Genomic DNA, 17,032 nt, shown 5'->3' on the forward strand with positions numbered 1-17,032 from the left:
GACTCAATTCATCCCGCTCTAGGGGCCGGCGCAATCACACCGCGTTGGTCAGTCGCACGAATTCCTCGACGCTCAAGGTTTCCGCCCGCCGCGTCGGATCGATGCCGGCGCGGCTGAGCAGGGCTTCGCCGCCGAGGCTCTTGACGCTCTGCCGCAGCATTTTGCGGCGCTGGCCGAAGGCCGCTTCGGTAACGCGGCCGAGCTTCTTGACCTCGGCGGGCAGGGGATTTGCCCGCGGCACCAGATGCACCACCGACGACACCACTTTGGGCGGCGGCGTGAAGGCTTGCGGCGGCACGTCGAAAACGATTTTTGCCTCCGTTCGCCAGCCTGCCAGCACGCCCAGCCGGCCATAGCCATCGCTGCCGGGGCGGGCGACGATGCGCTCGGCCACCTCGCGCTGGAACATAAGCGTCATCGATGCGTAAAAGGGCGGCCACTCGGCGGCGGTCAGCCAGCGTATCAAAAGTTCGGTGCCGATATTGTAGGGCAGGTTGGCAACGATCCTCACAGGTCCATTGCCCCCATGTGCGCCTTCGGCAAGCGCTGCAAAATCCGTCTTCAACGCGTCGCCGGCAATGATTTCCAAACGGCCCGGATAGTGATCTGATACCTCCGCGAGCGCTGCCAGGCAGCGCTCGTCGCGCTCGATGGCGATGATCCGAGCTGCGCCGTGCGACAGCAGCGCCCGAGTCAGGCCACCCGGACCCGGACCGACTTCGATTACCGTGGCGTCCGTCAGGTCGCCGGCGGCACGCGCAACCTTGCCGGTAAGGTTGAGGTCGAGCAGGAAATTCTGGCCGAGCGCCTTTTTCGCCTGCAACCCGTGGCGTTCGATCACCGCGCGTAACGGCGGCAGCCCGTCGGTGCTCATGCGACCGCTCTCATGCAAAGCCTCATGCGGCAGCAGCCTTCGCCCCGATGTCGGCAAGCCTGCGGGCGAGCCTGAGCGCCGCGATCAGGCTGTCGGCCCGGGCTATGCCCTTGCCGGCGATATCGAAAGCGGTGCCGTGATCGGGTGAAGTGCGGATGAAGGGTAGGCCGAGCGTAACGTTGACCGCCTCGTCGAACGCCAGCGCCTTAGCCGGGATCAGCGCCTGATCGTGATACATGCACAGCGCCACATCGTAGCCGGCTCGGGCGCGGGCGTGGAACAGCGTGTCGGCCGGCAGCGGCCCGAAAGCGTCGATGCCCTCCGCCCTCAGCCTTTCGATCGCCGGGCGGATGATGCGCTCGTCCTCGGCGCCCATCGCGCCGCCTTCGCCGGCATGCGGGTTGAGGCCGGCAACGGCAAGCCGCGGCTTGGCAATGCCGAAACGATATTCGAGGTCGGCGGCGGTGATGCGGGCGGTCGCGACGATCAAATCCGTCGTCAGCGCTTCCGGCACATCGCGCAGCGCAATGTGGATGGTGACCGGAACCGTGCGCAACTCGGGACCGGCAAGCATCATCACCGGCATTGCTTGTGTGCCGGTGTGGAGCGTCGCCAGATGCGCCAGATACTCAGTGTGACCGGGAAAACGGAAGCCGGCATCGTAGAGCGGCTTCTTGGCGATCGGGCACGTAACGACCGCCGCTGCGCGACCGCCAAGGCAGTCGTCAACAGCACGGTCGATGGCCTCGACGATGCCGGCGGCGTTGGCCGGGTCCGCCCGGCCGGGGTCGTCGACGAAGCGGGCGGCAAGCGGCATGACGGGCAGGGCGCGCTCAAAGACGCGCTGCGCTTCGGCTGGCACTGTCTCCGTGATTGGCACATCGGCGCCGAGCAGGCGCGCCCGTGCGGCAATCAGCGCCGGATCGGCTATAAGATAGAAAGGCGGCACACCGGCGCTGTCGCGCGCCTGCCAGGCGGCAATGGCGATTTCCGGCCCAACGCCGGATGGATCACCGGCGCTCAGCGCCAGTGCTGCCTCTGGCGGCTTCAGCGCTCGACGATGCGGGCTTTCTTCCGCAACTCCTCGACATATTTCGTGGAGAGCTCGTCGGCGTCCTTGCCACTCGTGCCTTCGCTCTGGAACACCATCTGGGCGGCCTTGTCGTCGGACACTTCGCGCGACGAGCAGATGCCGATGAACTCGACACCGCGGTCTGTTTCGCGCGTGGGGGTGGCGCCGCCGACCTTGGTGACCTTGATCTGGTCGGCCCAGTCCGGCGGCAATTGCGGCGCCAGTATCCGGCCGAGATCGCGCACCGTGACGTCGATCAGGCCCTTGGCAAATTCGCGCGAGGTGTTGCAGCCGTTGAAGCGGGCGCGCATGGCGTCGGCCTCGCGCTTGCGCTTGGACAGCGTCGCGCTGCGCTCGGCCGCCGGCACGACGAAAATGACCTGCTGCAGCATGTACTCCATGGCGGTCGGCTTGGCGCCGCCTTTGTCGAGCATGCGCCTGACAGCGTCCTGCTCGCTCAACGCGCCGCCGCTCTCTGAGCGATTGCGCGCGGTCAGCGCCTGGTTCCATGCCATCTGGGAGCGGATGAACTCCTTGAAATGCTCCTTGCCGACGCCGGACTGCGCCATGACGCCATCGAGTTGCTTGAGCTGCATCTTGTTGGTGGTGGCAAAGCGCTGGTAGGCGGCGTCGACCTGGGCGTCGCTGATGCGGATGCCGAGACGCTTGGCTTCGGCGACGCGCAGCGTCTGCTCGATCATTTCCTCGGCGGCATTGCCCTTCTTGCGCTGCAGGCGCAGGAAGGCAGCCCGATGCTGGATGTCGCCAGTGGTGATCGGTACGTTGTTGACGACGTATTTGATCTGGCTGGCGAAAGCCGGCGGCGTCATCATGGTCATCGAGGCTGAGGTCGCCGCCACCAGCAGCGCGAACCCTGCCGAAAAGAGGTATTTCCTCATCGAAAGCATCCCAATCCTATCTCGGTTCCGGCCCAATTTTATCGCATTCTGAGGGAACTGGAACTCGTGCCTGCCCTATGCGGCGAAACGATGTCGTTAGCTGCGATGTGCGTCCACTTTGACGCACGACGCACGCTCAAACAGTTTGAATTTTTCGGGCTGGTGCGTTGGCCGGCCGCCCGTTCCGCCCGCCCGTTATTGGCCAGTGGTCTGCTACTGGACAGTGTTGAGGGAGCTCTGCGTCGAGCCGAAATCGCCGAGCGTGCGAAACGACAGGTTGAAACCGATATTCTGCGTCACTTCCCTAGTGCTCAGGTCGCGGGATTCCGAGAACGTCATCAAGTAGGTGAAGCATGAATCACTGTAGGCAAAGCCGACCCCGTCCTTGACCAGGACGCTTTGCTCGAGATCGTAGGTGCCGGTACCGAAGACTCGCCAGTTCTCGGCAAGTTGCGCCGAGGCGCCGAGCGTGACCTCGTTACGATCGGTCGTAAAGCCATAGAGCGGCTGAGCCTGGATGAAGGCGTATTTGGCGCTGAACGAAATCGGCAGGCCGGAATAGGCTGCCTTCACCTCGGCGCGGCGAATCTCGAAGCTCTGCTCGTCGAAACGGCCGCTGACCGAGCCGGAAAGCCCGCTGGGGCTGTTGAAGCCGACAAGGCCGACATAATCGGAGGTCTCGGTCTCCAGGCCCGATTCGGCGCCGACGTTGACCAGGTCCGGCGCAGCGAAGGAGTTCTGGCCGTCAAGCTGGTAGGATTGGCCGAACAGCGCGTTGGTGCTCCAGCCATTGTCATAGGCGCCGGAATAGCGCAGCCCGACATTGGCGCGCGTGCCGCCTTCCAAGCGGTCGTAACCGGAGAATTTGTCGCGCTCGAACAATGTCGTGGCGTCAAAGACGAAGCTCTGCGCGTCCTCGTTGGGGACAGCGAGGCCGCCGACATATTGCTCGTTCGGACGCACGAACACCTGCGCCATCGGCTCGAAGATGTGGCTGGTACTGGTCGACGAGAACAGCACCGGCCAACGCATTTCCAGCCCGGCGGTCGCCATGAAGCGGGCGAGCGACGATCGCATATCGTCGTCGACGCCGAGGTTGGACGCCATCTGATTGATGGCATTGAGCGATCCCGAAGAGGCATTGAGATAGCCTGCGTCGCCGCGCAGCGCCAGCAGCGGCGTCAGCAGCAGCCCACCATCGGTGGTGAAGGTGCGCTTCCATTCCGCTTCGGCGGTGAGACGGCCCGACTGGCCCTCGATGCCGCGGACTCTGTTGACGGACGCATTGTTGTTCGGATCGGCAAGGACCGTATCCAGCTTGTCGCGGCTGATGGTCTGGGCGTTGACATTGAACGACAACTGCCCGCCGCCCACCGCCATGTCGGGGATGTAGGCGTAATCGAGCGAGGGCAGCACCCAGGGCTGCTTGCCGGCAAGTGCGGTCGGATCGTCAGGGAGTGTCTCTTCCTGGACCTCGAAGCGCATGGCGCGCACGTCGAAATAGTTGCGGCCGTTCAGGCCGGTCAGGTAGATCGAGGAGCGATGCACGCTGTCGTTGAAGTTCTCGATGGCGTAGGTGCGTGAGAAGTTCTTGTCGGTCTGCAACAGGACATCCCAGCCGAAGTCCCAGCGCGAATTGATAGCGAACTGGCCCTTGGTGCCCATCATGCCACGAAACTTGTTCGGGTCGCCGGCCGGACCGGAATCGACGTTGTGCCCGTCGCTGTTGATGAACTCGTCGGGATCTACTTGCCGGATGCCGGCGATCTTCAGGCTGTACTGGCCGTTGTTGAAGCGCTGGCGCCACTCGGCTTCGCCGAGGAAGCCCTGCTTGGTATAGCCGCTGCCGGTGACGGTGAGATCGTAAGTTGGTGAGAGCGCGAAATAATAGGGAACTTTGACGCCGATGCCGAGATCGCTCTCGTAGGTGATGCCGGGGATCAGGAAGCCGCTCTTGCGCTTGACGGTCGGGTCGGCAATCTCGAAGGCCGGCAGATAGGCGAGCGGAAAGCCGAAGAACTCGAAATTCGAATTCTCGAAGCGAACCGTCTTCTTTTCGCCGTTCCAGATGATCTTTCTGGCCTTGATGCGCCAGGTAGGCGCTTTGTCCGGCTGGTCCTCGCACGGCTCGCACGCCGTGTAGACGCCGTTGTGGAACGTCGTCAGCACGCCGCCCATGCGTTCCGCGCTTTCGGCGGCGAAATAGGCCTTGTCGACGGTTTCGACACGCAGCGCGTTGACGAAGCCGTCGGCGAAATCGTCGGTGATATCGACATGCTGCGAATAGATCTTGGTGCCGTCGCTGTTGATGACCTCGACATTGCCGCTGGCGACGAGCCGCTTGGTGTTGCGATTGTATTCCACCCGCTGGGCGACGAGGCGGTTGCCGCCATAATCGATCTGCACGCCGCCGACGGCCGTTACGGTCTGGTTGTCATTGTCATAGACCAGCGTATCCGCCGCCAGCAGCATTTGCGAACCGGCGGGAACGTCGGCTGCCATGCCGCTGATATCCTGGGCAAAAGCCGGGATACTCGGAACGACGCAAGCGAGCAGGCACGCCAAGGCGCTCGCCCCATAGAGGCGCGCCGAATCGGCCTGCCTATGGATGCGCAAAACCGCCCCCCTCACTAGCCGTCTTCCTTGTACAGCAAGAAAGTCACCCCGAAGAACATAGCCACGACAACCGGAACCCATGCAGCCACGACTGTGGGTACGAATCCCGCCACGCCGAATGCCTTGACCAGCACTGTCACGACATAAAGCAGAAACCCGGCCAGGACGCCACCCAGAATCATCGTCGCTGATTGTCCCATCCTCGCAAATCGCATCGACACCGTTGCGGCGATCAAAGTCATGGCGACGAGAAGGAATGGCAGCGCTACTAATGAATCAAACTGCATGGCAAAGGCATTTGCCTTGAGGCCGAAGGAGCGGGCAACCTCGATCTTGCCGGGCAGATCGTAGAACGGGATGGTTTCCGGGCGCGCCAGCCGCTCTTGCACGAACTCGGGCTTGAGATCGGTCGGTATGCGGTCGGTTGCTACCGATTGGATGTTGCCGTCCCGGAACACCTTGACGTTCTGCAGTTCCCAGTAGCCATCCCGCAAATAGGCGTGCGCTGCGTCCTTGCGTTCGACGATGTCGCCTTGCGGGTTGAGGACGAAGAAGGCGGCGTCGGCCATCTCCAGGCCCTGATTGAGGATGGCGCGCGCGCCGATGATGGTATCGCCGGAACTGGTTTTCTGCCGGATCCAGGGCTCGGCGTCAGCCGAGACAGTGTTCGACTTGCCGGAGCGGAGCTGGGTTTCCATTTTTTCGGACCAGGAAAACGCATACGCTGCCATCGGATTGATGACGCCGACCGACAACACCCCGAACAGCAGCGCCCCGATGCAGCACGGCAGCAGAAATTGCCATGCGGATACGCCGGCGGAACGCGCGATGACCAGTTCATACCTGCGATTGAGCGAGACCAGCGTCGCCATTGCCGAGAACAGGCCGACGAACGGCACCGTCTGCAGCATGATCATCGGCATTCGCAACCCTGAAATGGCAAACGCCGTGCCGTAGGTAAAACCCGGCAAGCCGGTCGTGCGGCCGGAAAGCTCGGTGAAGTCGATCAGGAACACAAGCGCCAGGAGGCCGACGAAGAACCAGATGGTGATCGTCACGTAGCGGAAGAAGAAGTATCTGCCCAGAGTCCAGCCCATTAGCGTGTCCAGCCCATCAGCCGGCCCCTTGGCCAGAAGCGCCGCGCCTGGCGAAGCGGAGCTTCAGGGCGCTCCAGCCGTCACCGAAGCGGCCGGCGAAATTCGTCATCCAGTCGGCCCAGGCGACCGGCAGCTCCATGGTCCGGTTGGAGACGATGAACCATGTCGCGACTGCGGACGCCACGATAGGAACGCCGTAGACCATATAGGCGTATTGCGGAATGTTGTCGGCCTTCCCAGCGGCAAAGAAACCGAGCCAGCGCACGAAAAGGGCAATCGCGATAGACGTGATCAGCGGATGAATGCGCGCCTCGCGATGGGAGCGCGCGTCTCCCGCGACCGCAAGTGCGATCAGCGCGAAAACGAGTGAATAGGACCATTCGGAGAAACGCTGGTGGACCTCGGCCAGGTACTTGTTCGGCCTTTTCTGGAACATCTTGTCGTTCGCACTGGGATTGAGCAGGTACTGTGTCGTCCGGTCCTTCGGCAAGAGCAATACCTCCGATGAGGCCGACATGAAGGCCGACAGGTCGAAGGCATAGGAGGTGAACCGGATGACCGAAAGATCGCCGGCCAGCGTTTTGCGATGGATGACGCCGTCGTTCATCATCAGCACCCTCTCGTCGCCGCTTTCGATGATGGCGCCGCTCTTGGCGTAGTAGATGAGGTTGACGCCTTCTTCGCGTGAATCGGCGACAAAAATACCGCCAAGGCGGTTGTCCGGAAGCCGCTCGCCGATCTGCAGGAACAGGCCGTCGTCGATCTTGCGGAAGGTGCCTTCCTGGATGATGAGCGACAGAAGATCGGCGCGCGACGACGCCACCAGCTCGCGGTTTTTCTGTCGTGCATAGGGGTCGACGCCGTTGTCGACGGCGAACGAAAATACACTGGCCGCCAGCGCCAAGAGCATGATCGGCCTGACGATGGTCCAGCGCGAAGCGCCTGCGGCGTTCAAGACGGCAAGCTCAGAATCGGAATTCATCGCGCTCAGTGTCTGCGCGACCGCGACCACCAGGGCGAAGGGCACGACGATCGGGACGATCGACGGAATGATCAGCGCAGCGACCTCGAAGAAGGTCAGCGCCGACTGCCCGCTGTCGGTCACGAGATCGATGCGGGCGAGCACCTGCGTCGTCCACACGATCGCCAGCGTCCAGATGAGCGCTGCGAGGAAGACCGCCAACGCACGACGCATGATGTAGCGTTCAACGACCTTCATGAAGGCTTTTCTCGATTTTGCCGAACGGCATCATGCCTCCAGACAAGGTAGTCGCCCGGCGACGCCTGCACAACCGGTCCGCTGGCGGTTCGATCTGGTTCCCGTCCCACATCGTTGTTTCCGGTGGCCGGAGTGTCGGCGGCATTGGATAAGAAAGGGCGAACATCAATGGTTAACAACTGGTTGCGGCAGTAAAGCGGGGCCGTGCCGCGACGAATCGCCATCGATTCCATCTGCCATATGGGATCGGATTCCGGCAAAGTCTTGCCAAATGCCGGAAAACGACCAAATGTCGCGCCGGTCACTGACATGGCCGCCGTGGCTGCGACAGGTACAGGCATGAAAGCGGAAGTGACAGAATTGCGCAGCCAAACCGGCCAGGAATCGGTTTTTCACGCCGCGATCGTGGCGGGCGTGCCGAGGCTTGTCCTGGAAAAACCGGCTTGCCGAACCGTGGTATCGGCGGCACCAGCGCCTGCATCTCAACTCGCATCGCGATCTCTCGACACCGCCTGGCGTCGACTATCCCGCAGGCACTCCCGAGACCGAATTGCCCGGCCTGTGGTTTACCGGCATGCGCCCAAGCATTCGCGGTTGCTTCGCCAAAGCCAGAATTCAGGCCAACACAATCACGCAGCAGATCGCCAGGCAGGGGCGATGATTGAAAATGGGGGTGGTGCTTCCGGTCGGAAACAGCCAAATATCTAGTTTCGTCAAGGCACTCTCCCGAAAACCCAACGCCCTTCCCGAAAGCAGGACATGATGACTTCGAGACCTTCGATCGCCTTTGCCAGGTTCGCAGTGCCCAAAAAAGGCAGCGTCTTCGTGCTGGCGGCCAACGATGGCGGTCTCGGCGACGCGGCAAAGGCTTGCGATCCGGCAAAGACCCTGGAGCGGGCGTTTCCGGTGGCCGACTTTTCCGGCAAGTTCGCCGGCCTGGTCGAAGTGCTGGCGCCCGAGGGCACGTCGCTCGACCGGCTGGTGGCGGTCGGCGCCGGCAAGGTCTCGGGGCTCGACGACTATGCCTGGCTCAAGCTTGGCGGCACCATCGCTGCATCCTTGCGCAAGGCGACGGAGGTGGCGGTCATGCTCGATTTGCCGGGTGCTGACGTCGGCGGCAGGCAAGCGGCAAAGCTTGCCGCGGGCATTCTTCTGCGCAGCTATGCTTTCGACAAGTACAAGACGAAAAAGGACAATGGCGACGGCCAGCGCGACGGCAACAAGGCCGAGCCCAAAAAGCCGGTTAAGGTGACCATCCACACCGCCGATCCGGCGGCGGCGAAAAAGGCCTTCGCCGACGAGGTGGCGGTGATCGACGGCGTGCTCCTGGCGCGCGATCTGGTCAACGAACCGGCCAATATACTGGGGCCGGTGGAATTCGCCGCCCGCGTCAACGAACTGGAGGCGCTCGGCGTCGCGGTCGAGATCCTGGTCGAGAAGGACATGAAGAAGCTCGGCATGGGCGCGCTACTCGGCGTCGCGCAAGGCTCGCCGCGTGGGGCGCGCCTGGCCGTCATGCGATGGAACGGCGGCAAGGCCAAGGACAGCCCGATTGCTTTCGTCGGCAAAGGCGTCACTTTCGACACCGGCGGCAACTCGATAAAGACGGCCTCCGGCATGGAGGACATGAAGGGCGACATGGGCGGCGCGGCCGCGGTGACCGGGCTGATGCACGCGCTGGCCGCGCGCAAGGCCAAGGCCAATGTCGTCGGCATCATCGGGCTGGTGGAAAATGCCGTCGACGGCCATGCGCAGCGCCCCGGCGACATCGTCACTTCGATGTCGGGCCAGACCATCGAGGTGCTCAACACCGACGCCGAAGGCCGCCTCGTCCTGGCCGATGCGCTGTGGTACTGCAGCGATCGCTTCCAGCCGAAATTCATGGTCAATCTGGCGACGCTGACCGGCGCCACCATGGTCGCGCTCGGCCAGCACTATGCCGGGCTGTTCTCCAACAATGACGAATTGGCGAACCGGCTGACGAGCGCCGGGCAGGCGACGCAGGAACGAGTGTGGCGGATGCCGCTCGGCACCGAATACGACAAGCTGATCGATTCGAAAAATGCCGACATGAAGAATATCGGCGGCCGCTATGGCGGCGCCATCATCGCGGCGCAGTTCCTGCAGCGCTTCGTTAGGGATACACCCTGGGCGCATCTCGACATCGCCGGCACCGCAATGGGCGCGCCGTCCAGCGAGATCAACCAGTCATGGGCCTCCGGCTTCGGCGTCAGGCTGCTCGACCGGCTGGTGCGCGACAACTACGAGGAGTGAGGCCTTTCAAGGCGCGATCATGGCCGACGTCCTGTTCTACCACCTGACCGAATCGACTCTGGAGGATGCGTTGCCCGGCCTGCTTGAGCGCAGTGTCGATCGCGGTTGGCGTGCCGTGGTACAGACCGGCTCCGAAGAACGGCGCGACGCGCTGGACCAGCATCTTTGGACCTTCAGGGACGATTCCTTCCTGGCGCATGCGACGGACCGCGAATCCTATCTGGCCGAGCAGCCGATCCTTTTGACAACCGGCCATGACAATCCGAACGAGGCGCAGATACGTTTCCTGGTTGACGGCGCGGTGCCGCCGAAGCTCACCGGCTATGAGCGCGCCGTGTTCCTGTTCGACGGCCACGATGCGGCCCAGGTCGAGGCGGCGCGCACGCACTGGAAGACTATGAAGGAAGCCGGCCACGCAGTCACCTATTGGCAGCAGACGTCAGACCGGCGCTGGGAACGCAAGGCGTAATAACGACTGCCGCTTGGCGATCCGCAACCTGGGATTGCTACAACTGAAGTCGTTCAGCCAAGTCAATGAAGTCGCTGGCCACCAAGTCCCAGGCTTGATCAGGGTGCAGATCCGTGGTCTGCGCAACCCCGTGCTCGGTCGGACGCTGGACAAAGGCTGTTCGCAATCCGCATGCCCGAGCCGCTGCAAGGTCGCCATTGTGGGCGGCCACAAGACAGATCTCATCCGGCTTCATTGCCAGGACGTCAGCGGTGCGAAGATAGGCTTCCGGCGCAGGCTTGTAGGCTTGCACGACTTCGGCGCCGAGGATCGCATCCCAGGGGATGCGACTACGCTTCGCCATGTTGAGCATGAGGACGATGTTGCCGTTCGAGAGCGGCGCGATGATATAGCGGGCCTTGAGCCGTGCAAGGCCGGTCACCACGTCCGGCCATGGCTCCAATCGGTGCCATGCCAGGTTCAGTTCGTCCAGCTCGGACGCTGGCACCGAAGCCGGGTCGATCCCGAATTCTGGCAAAACGGCTTCTAGATTCTCCCGATGCAGCACGTCGAGCCGTGTAAAGGGCCGCCGGCCGCTGCGCACCTCCTCCATTGCTGGGGAGTAACGGCGACGCCACGCATCCGCGAAAGCGGTAGGAATAGCGGATCCTGCTCCATGCCGCTTCAGGAACGGCTCAGCTTCGCGCGCCACGCCGCTGCGCCAATCGACGACAGTGCCGAACACGTCGAATAACAGCGCACGTACACCATCCAACAGCATCCCAATCGGCTCCTTGATCCGCACACTATTTTTCCTTCGTCGCCTGCCTCGTTTTCCCTGTTTCACGGCCTTGCCAATTTGCTCGGCGATGCGGTCGGACTTACGCGCGATGACGGCTGTGCAAAATAGACAAAGGGCACTGTTACCGAAATTCCAGTGGGTTGGGCGCTGGCAACAACCCGGTAGCGGCATGAGCGGAAGGGTGGCGGGCGCCACCATCGCGCCGACCCTCTTTCATTCGTTTGCCTTGAGCCAGATCTTTTGCGGGCCGTGACTCTTGAAGGGGTATTGTGGATCACTCGGATCGTAAACGAGTAATGGCCCGCTGGCGTCAAGGGGCGGGCACCAACGAAAACTGAACCCGTCGCTTCTCAACGAGAGTTCAAAATCGCAGCCTCCAAATGCGAGGCCGATCCGGCGTCCCATTACCTTTTGATCACGCTGAAAGTACGCCCAGATCATCTTCTGGGCTCGGTCGCTGGGCATCGCCGCGTCCGTGAACTCCAAATACATCGTCCAGGCCTTCGGTTTGACAAGGAGGCTCCCAATCGCATCCTCTCCAGGAGAATTATCGGCTCCGAAAGCGGAAACGGAGAGTAGGACGATTGCCAAGGCGGATCGGATTGCCCGCATCATGCAGACCCCGTTAAGCACCATCTGTGCCTTGTTGTAGCGCAGTCAAAGAGGCAAATCTGCAAAATGTCCGATTATGGCATGATCTCGGAAATGCCGGTTGTCCGGTTTTGCAGTTGATGGCGTCGAATGACGGATCGCGGTAGGGACGCCCATTGCTGAGCGTCCCTACCGCGATCCGCAATTCGTAATTCAGCGAAGCTGCGAAAGGCGACCGGCACCACTATTCCAGAATGACGACGGCCTCCACCTCGAAGAGCATGGGGTCAATTGCAAGCTTGGGAACGGGAATCAGGGTCTGCGCCGGCAGCGCTTCACCGAACATTTTTTTGACGTTCTTGGTCAACACCTCAAGCTTGGACATATCGTGATCGACCACAAAGACCGTGAGCTTGGCGACCTGATCCGGCCTCGCACCGAGCGCATCGAGGGCGGTGCGCAAATTTGTGTAGGCCTGCTCAACCTGGACAGCGAAGTCGGGCGACAAGGCTCCCGTGCTGTCTTGCCCGCCCTGTCCGGAGATGTAGGCCACCCGGGCTCCGCGCGGCGTGATCACCGCCGTGCTGTAGCCATTCGGCGACGGGTCGTAGAGGTTTTGTGGATTGACGATGGTCAGCTTGAGATCCTTCTCATTGGCTGTCGTGGCAGTGGGAACTCCGATGGTCATGATGATTAGCCCTTCGATAAGCAGATGCTTGATTGCGCGTGACATGATTTTCTCGCGTGACATGATTTTCTCTTGGCTCTGCGAGGACGTGCCCTCGCAGCCGGCATGTGAACTTTAACCCATTCGCGATTGAGTCAATGTATGGTACGCCGTACGAGGCAATCCTTCAAGATCGACATTCATCGCGTTGCCGGTCAAAATCGACGTTCTCGACAGCGAGGAAGACGGATGGCAGCCAAACGTAGCGGCACCCGGGGCAAACGGCCTCAGCGGATGTGTGAGGGGCTCCAGCCCGTGCATGAGCCACGCAGTGAACCGCCGCTCTCTCGGGACCGTATCGTGGCGACCGCGGTGGAACTGCTTGACGCTCAAGGAGTCGACGGATTGACGATGCGTCGACTGGCCGATCGCCTCGGCTCGGGCGTCATGAGCCTATATTGGCACGTCGACAACAAAGAGGATGTCTTTGATCTGGCGCTCGACTCGGTGCTCGAATATCGCGGACCGTCGCAAACAGCTCAAGACTGGCGCGGAGAAGTCGTTCATATGCTCGAAGACTGGCGCGCCAGCATGCTGCGCCACCCTTGGTCGGCATCGCTGTTGCCGCGCCGGGCGCTCGGCCCGAACATCCTCGGTCGCTTGGAACTGCTGAGCAAGACCTTGTCCAGAGCCGGTGTTGCGGACGCAGATGTGAACGTTGCGATATGGTCGCTCTGGAACTATGTGATGGGCGCCACCATAACCCGGGCGAGCTTCGACCTCTCGGACGACGACAGGGCCGCTGCGCAGCAGCGCCTTACGCGTCTCAGCGAACGCTACCCGACAATAGAACGCTCTCGTCTGCTGTTGGACAATGACTGGGACGGCGCTTTCCGGAAAGGCCTCGGCTTCCTGCTCGATGGCCTCTCTCCAGATGAGGCTGAACGGTAGGCTTTGGCTGAAAGCGACTGTAGCAACATCGCCGATTAAAATCACAGTTTTGCAGCTGATTTTGCAAGGTCGCAGAAGACGCGGCAACGCCCAAGGTTCCGCAATGGGTGTGAGCCGAAATGCAGACTGAGACACTGCCAGGCCACTTGACGAAAGGCCGGCGGCGCGCAAAACTGCTAAGATGTCAGACCAATTTGGGGCGTAGATGCCATGCGTATGCGCGGCGAACTGCCCGGGGCACCTGCCACGCGTGTGGCAATCGCCACGCTCCCGCCGTTGGACCGCGGCAAGCAGGTTATGGAAGCGCTGGCAGACTATGTCGAGCGCGCTGCGCTGAAGAGCGGTGACCGGCTTCCGACCGAACGCGAATTGATGGCCGCGCTTTCCGTGGGACGTTCGACGATTCGCGAGGCGATGGGGCGTTTCGAAGCGCTCGGCGTCACCGAGACCCGCAAAGGCAGCGGCACCTATCTGCTCAAGCCGATATCCGCCGGCACGATCCATTTGCCGCTGTCGCTCAATACGGCTGAGCTGCGCGACGGTCTCTTGCACACCCTCGAGGTGCGCCGCGGCATCGAGGCCGAGGCAAGCATGGTTGCGGCGCAGCGGCGGACAGTCGACGATCTGCGGACGATTGAGGAAAAACTCATCGAGATGGAGCGCGTCCATCTCGCCACCGGCACGTCGGGACCGGAAGACCTGGCCTTTCACCTGGCGGTCTACGATGCCACGCACAATCCGCTTTTCCGACAGCTCCTGGGGCAGATGCGCGAAGCGTTCGAGCGCTTCTGGGACCATCCTTTCGACCGGCAGGATTTCGCGCGGCGATCGTTCCCGTATCACCGTGAGCTGTTCGATGCGATCGTCGCCGGGGACGCGGAGCTGGCGCGCGGAAAAACGCTGAAGATCCTCGAGATCGTGGAAGAGGATATCGAGGAAATGTCGAAATGAATGGCCCGGATTTTTTCGACCAGGCCTCGCTGATCGCCGCCCATGACGAGGGCAACGCCTTCGATGCCGTCGTCCCGCCGATCGTGCAGACCTCGCTCTTCACCTTCTCGAATTATGACGAGATGCTCGAGACATACCGCGGCGAAAAAGTGCGGCCGACCTACACGCGCGGGCTGAACCCGACCGTGCGCATGTTCGAGGAAATGCTGGCAAAGCTGGAGGGCGCCGAGGACGCGATCGGTTTTGCAAGCGGCATGTCCGCCATCTCATCGGCAGTGCTGAGCTTCGTCGAACCGGGCGACCGCATTGTCGCGGTCAGGCATATCTACCCGGACGCGTTCAGACTGTTCGGGACGTTGCTCGCGCGCATGCGCATCGAGGTGACCTATGTCGACGGGCGCGACGAGGCGGCTGTCGCGAGCGCCCTGCCTGGCGCCAGGCTGTTCTATATGGAAAGCCCGACCAGCTGGGTCATGGAAACGCATGACATCGGTGCGCTCGCAGCGCTGGCAAAGTCCCGCGGCATCCCGACCATCATCGATAACAGCTGGGCCAGCCCGGTCTTTCAGCGGCCGCTGTCGCTCGGTGTCGACGTTGTGGTCCACTCCGCATCCAAGTACCTGGGCGGCCACAGCGATGTGGTGGCCGGCGTCGTCGCGGGCTCGAAGGAATTGATCGGCCGCATCCGCGGCGAAGCCTATCCATATCTCGGCGGCAAGCTGTCGCCATTCGATGCCTGGCTCTTGATTCGCGGCTTGCGCACGCTGCCGATCCGGATGCGCGCTCATCAGGCCTCCTGCCTCGAAATCGCACGGCGCCTGCGGGATCATCCAATCGTCGAGAGGGTCTGCCATCCAGGGTTGGCCAACCTGCTTCCCGCGGGGCTCACCGGCACGTCGGGCCTGTTCTCATTTGTCTTCCGCGACGGCATCGACATCCGCACCTTTGCCGACCGCCTCAAGCTGTTCAAGCTGGGCGTGTCGTGGGGCGGCCACGAGAGCCTCATCGTTCCCGGCGAGGTCGTCCTGCAGCAGAAGGCCCAACCCAATTCCGCGATGGCGTTCGGCGTCCATCCGCGGTCCGTGCGTCTCCATGTCGGCCTCGAGGGAACCGAGGCGCTGTGGAGTGACCTGGAAACGGCGATCGACGCCGCTTCCGAAGAAAAGACCTGAAGCAACCAGACAAGAAGGGAACGGAAAATGAAGAAGCTTCTTATCGCCGCATTCGCCACCGTACTGATGTCGGGTGCTGCACTCGCCGACACGACGCTGAAGCTCGTGGAGGTGATCACCAGCCCCGAGCGCACCGAAACCCTGAAGTCGATCGTCGCCAAATTCGAGGCGGCCAACCCGGGCACGAAGGTCGAGGTGATCTCGCTGCCCTGGGGCGAGGCGTTCCAGAAATTCGCGACCATGGTGTCCGCCGGCGAAATCCCCGACGTCATGGAGATGCCGGACACCTGGCTGTCGCTCTATGCCAACAACGGCCTTCTCGAAAGCCTCGAACCCTATCTTGCCAAATGGGAGCACACCTCGGGCATCACCGATCGCGCGCTCGAACTCGGCCGCGACGTGAACAACACCGCCTACATGCTGCCCTACGGCTTCTATCTCCGGGCGATGTTCTACAACAAGAAGCTGTTCAAGGAGGCTGGTGTCACCGAGCCGCCCAAGACGATGGACGAGTTCGTGGCAGCGTCGGAGAAAGTATCCAAGCTTCCGGGCAAATATGGCTACTGCCTGCGCGGCGGACCGGGTGGCCTCAACGGCTGGATCATGTTCGGCGCAACCATGGCCGGCTCGAACAAGTTCTTCAATGAGGACGGCACCTCGACCATGAACGGCGAGGGCTGGGTCAAGGGACTGACCTGGGTCGTCGATCTCTACAAGAAGGGATTGGCGCCGAAGGACAGCGTCAACTGGGGTTTTAACGAAATCGTCGCCGGATTCTACACCGGCACCTGCGCAATGCTTGATCAGGATCCAGACGCGCTGATCGCAATAGCCGAGCGGATGAAGCCGGAAGACTACGGCGTCACGACCATGCCGAAGGGGCCGAGCGGCAAGACGTTCCCGACCATCGGCTATGCCGGTTGGTCGATGATGGCGGCCAGCCAGAACAAGGACCTTTCCTGGAAGCTGATAGAAACGCTCGAAGGGCCCGAGGGCAATGTCGAGTGGAACAAACGCACCGGAGCGCTGCCGGTCCACAAGTCGGCCGAAAAGGATCCCTTCTACGCAAGCGAGCAGTTCAAGGGCTGGTTCGCTGAACTCGAGGACAAGGATGCAGTGCCAACGGTCATGCCGACCTATCTCGAGGAGTTTGCATTCTTCAAGGACTCGATGGTCATCAAGACCAGTCAACAGGCACTGCTTGGCGATATCACGCCAGAGGAAATGGCCAACCAGTGGGCCGACTATCTGACCAAGGCGCAGCAGAAATACCTGGCCAAGAAATAAACGGCGGACCTCGAGCATCGGAGCCGCCCATCGCGGGTGGCTCCGATAGCTCTCATCCATGGTCGATTGGAAGGATGGTCGATTGGACGGATGGCCAATTGGAGCGAAAGCG

The 17,032-nt window shown here is 62.0% G+C and carries 16 protein-coding genes; 7 read left to right on the forward strand and 9 right to left on the reverse strand.

Annotated elements, in window-relative coordinates; all coding sequences use genetic code 11:
* Positions 1-34: 34 nt before the first annotated feature.
* The 7 genes from rsmA to BQ8794_RS08270 form a co-directional block, all read right to left on the reverse strand.
* Entirely contained in the window at positions 35-874 is an 840-nt protein-coding gene (gene rsmA, locus BQ8794_RS08240; RefSeq protein WP_077375450.1) for a 16S rRNA (adenine(1518)-N(6)/adenine(1519)-N(6))-dimethyltransferase RsmA, read from the reverse strand.
* A 22-nt stretch (positions 875-896) separates the two neighbouring features.
* Entirely contained in the window at positions 897-1,925 is a 1,029-nt protein-coding gene (gene pdxA, locus BQ8794_RS08245) for a 4-hydroxythreonine-4-phosphate dehydrogenase PdxA (RefSeq protein ID WP_077375689.1), read from the reverse strand.
* Entirely contained in the window at positions 1,922-2,854 is a 933-nt protein-coding gene (locus BQ8794_RS08250; protein WP_167378674.1) for a peptidylprolyl isomerase, read from the reverse strand. Before BQ8794_RS08250 ends, pdxA begins: the two co-directional genes overlap by 4 nt.
* A gap of 204 nt (positions 2,855-3,058) precedes the next feature.
* On the reverse strand, positions 3,059-5,347 hold the full coding sequence (locus BQ8794_RS08255) for an LPS-assembly protein LptD (RefSeq protein WP_425293527.1): 2,289 nt from the start codon (positions 5,345-5,347) through the stop codon (positions 3,059-3,061).
* A 128-nt stretch (positions 5,348-5,475) separates the two neighbouring features.
* Positions 5,476-6,558 (reverse strand): LPS export ABC transporter permease LptG, encoded by a 1,083-nt coding sequence (lptG, locus tag BQ8794_RS08260; protein ID WP_077375456.1) that lies wholly within the window; start codon positions 6,556-6,558, stop codon positions 5,476-5,478.
* 16 nt (positions 6,559-6,574) lie between these two features.
* Positions 6,575-7,777, reverse strand: coding sequence for an LPS export ABC transporter permease LptF (lptF, locus tag BQ8794_RS08265; RefSeq protein WP_077375459.1), 1,203 nt, complete (start codon positions 7,775-7,777; stop codon positions 6,575-6,577).
* The gene (locus BQ8794_RS08270; RefSeq protein WP_143744492.1) at positions 7,774-8,088 is read right to left on the reverse strand and encodes a hypothetical protein; all 315 of its coding nucleotides are present in this window, start codon (positions 8,086-8,088) and stop codon (positions 7,774-7,776) included. Before BQ8794_RS08270 ends, lptF begins: the two co-directional genes overlap by 4 nt.
* A 113-nt stretch (positions 8,089-8,201) precedes the next feature.
* On the opposite strand from BQ8794_RS08270, the gene BQ8794_RS36295 reads away from it, so the two are divergent.
* The 3 genes from BQ8794_RS36295 (at position 8,202) to BQ8794_RS08285 (ending at position 10,520) form a co-directional block, all read left to right on the forward strand.
* The gene (locus BQ8794_RS36295; RefSeq protein WP_077375464.1) at positions 8,202-8,438 is read left to right on the forward strand and encodes a hypothetical protein; all 237 of its coding nucleotides are present in this window, start codon (positions 8,202-8,204) and stop codon (positions 8,436-8,438) included.
* A gap of 101 nt (positions 8,439-8,539) precedes the next feature.
* A complete protein-coding gene (locus BQ8794_RS08280) occupies positions 8,540-10,051 on the forward strand; it encodes a leucyl aminopeptidase (protein ID WP_077375695.1) in 1,512 nt (503 codons plus the stop codon).
* A 19-nt stretch (positions 10,052-10,070) separates the two neighbouring features.
* Complete coding sequence (locus BQ8794_RS08285; RefSeq protein WP_077375467.1) at positions 10,071-10,520, forward strand: DNA polymerase III subunit chi; 450 nt, start codon at positions 10,071-10,073, stop codon at positions 10,518-10,520.
* 37 nt (positions 10,521-10,557) lie between these two features.
* Here the strand turns inward: BQ8794_RS08285 and BQ8794_RS08290 are convergent, their stop codons facing one another.
* Together BQ8794_RS08290 and BQ8794_RS08300 are read right to left on the reverse strand one after the other, a co-directional pair.
* Complete coding sequence (locus BQ8794_RS08290; protein ID WP_342187796.1) at positions 10,558-11,499, reverse strand: haloacid dehalogenase type II; 942 nt, start codon at positions 11,497-11,499, stop codon at positions 10,558-10,560.
* A gap of 637 nt (positions 11,500-12,136) precedes the next feature.
* Complete coding sequence (locus tag BQ8794_RS08300) at positions 12,137-12,625, reverse strand: RidA family protein (protein WP_143744495.1); 489 nt, start codon at positions 12,623-12,625, stop codon at positions 12,137-12,139.
* Between the two features lie 183 nt (positions 12,626-12,808).
* Here BQ8794_RS08300 and BQ8794_RS08305 point away from each other — a divergent pair, with 183 nt between their 5' ends.
* The 4 genes from BQ8794_RS08305 to BQ8794_RS08320 all read left to right on the forward strand — a co-directional run bounded on the left by BQ8794_RS08305 (position 12,809) and on the right by BQ8794_RS08320 (position 16,920).
* Entirely contained in the window at positions 12,809-13,510 is a 702-nt protein-coding gene (locus BQ8794_RS08305) for a TetR/AcrR family transcriptional regulator (protein ID WP_077375475.1), read from the forward strand.
* A gap of 216 nt (positions 13,511-13,726) precedes the next feature.
* Complete coding sequence (locus tag BQ8794_RS08310) at positions 13,727-14,461, forward strand: FadR/GntR family transcriptional regulator (protein ID WP_077375478.1); 735 nt, start codon at positions 13,727-13,729, stop codon at positions 14,459-14,461.
* Positions 14,458-15,633 carry a PLP-dependent transferase gene (locus BQ8794_RS08315; protein ID WP_077375481.1) on the forward strand — a complete coding sequence of 392 codons (1,176 nt, stop codon included), beginning with the start codon at positions 14,458-14,460 and terminating at the stop codon, positions 15,631-15,633. Before BQ8794_RS08310 ends, BQ8794_RS08315 begins: the two co-directional genes overlap by 4 nt.
* A 27-nt stretch (positions 15,634-15,660) precedes the next feature.
* The gene (locus tag BQ8794_RS08320) at positions 15,661-16,920 is read left to right on the forward strand and encodes an ABC transporter substrate-binding protein (RefSeq protein WP_077375484.1); all 1,260 of its coding nucleotides are present in this window, start codon (positions 15,661-15,663) and stop codon (positions 16,918-16,920) included.
* Positions 16,921-17,032: the final 112 nt, after the last annotated feature.

Source organism: Mesorhizobium prunaredense, assembly GCF_900156895.1.
Lineage (GTDB): Bacteria > Pseudomonadota > Alphaproteobacteria > Rhizobiales > Rhizobiaceae > Mesorhizobium > Mesorhizobium prunaredense.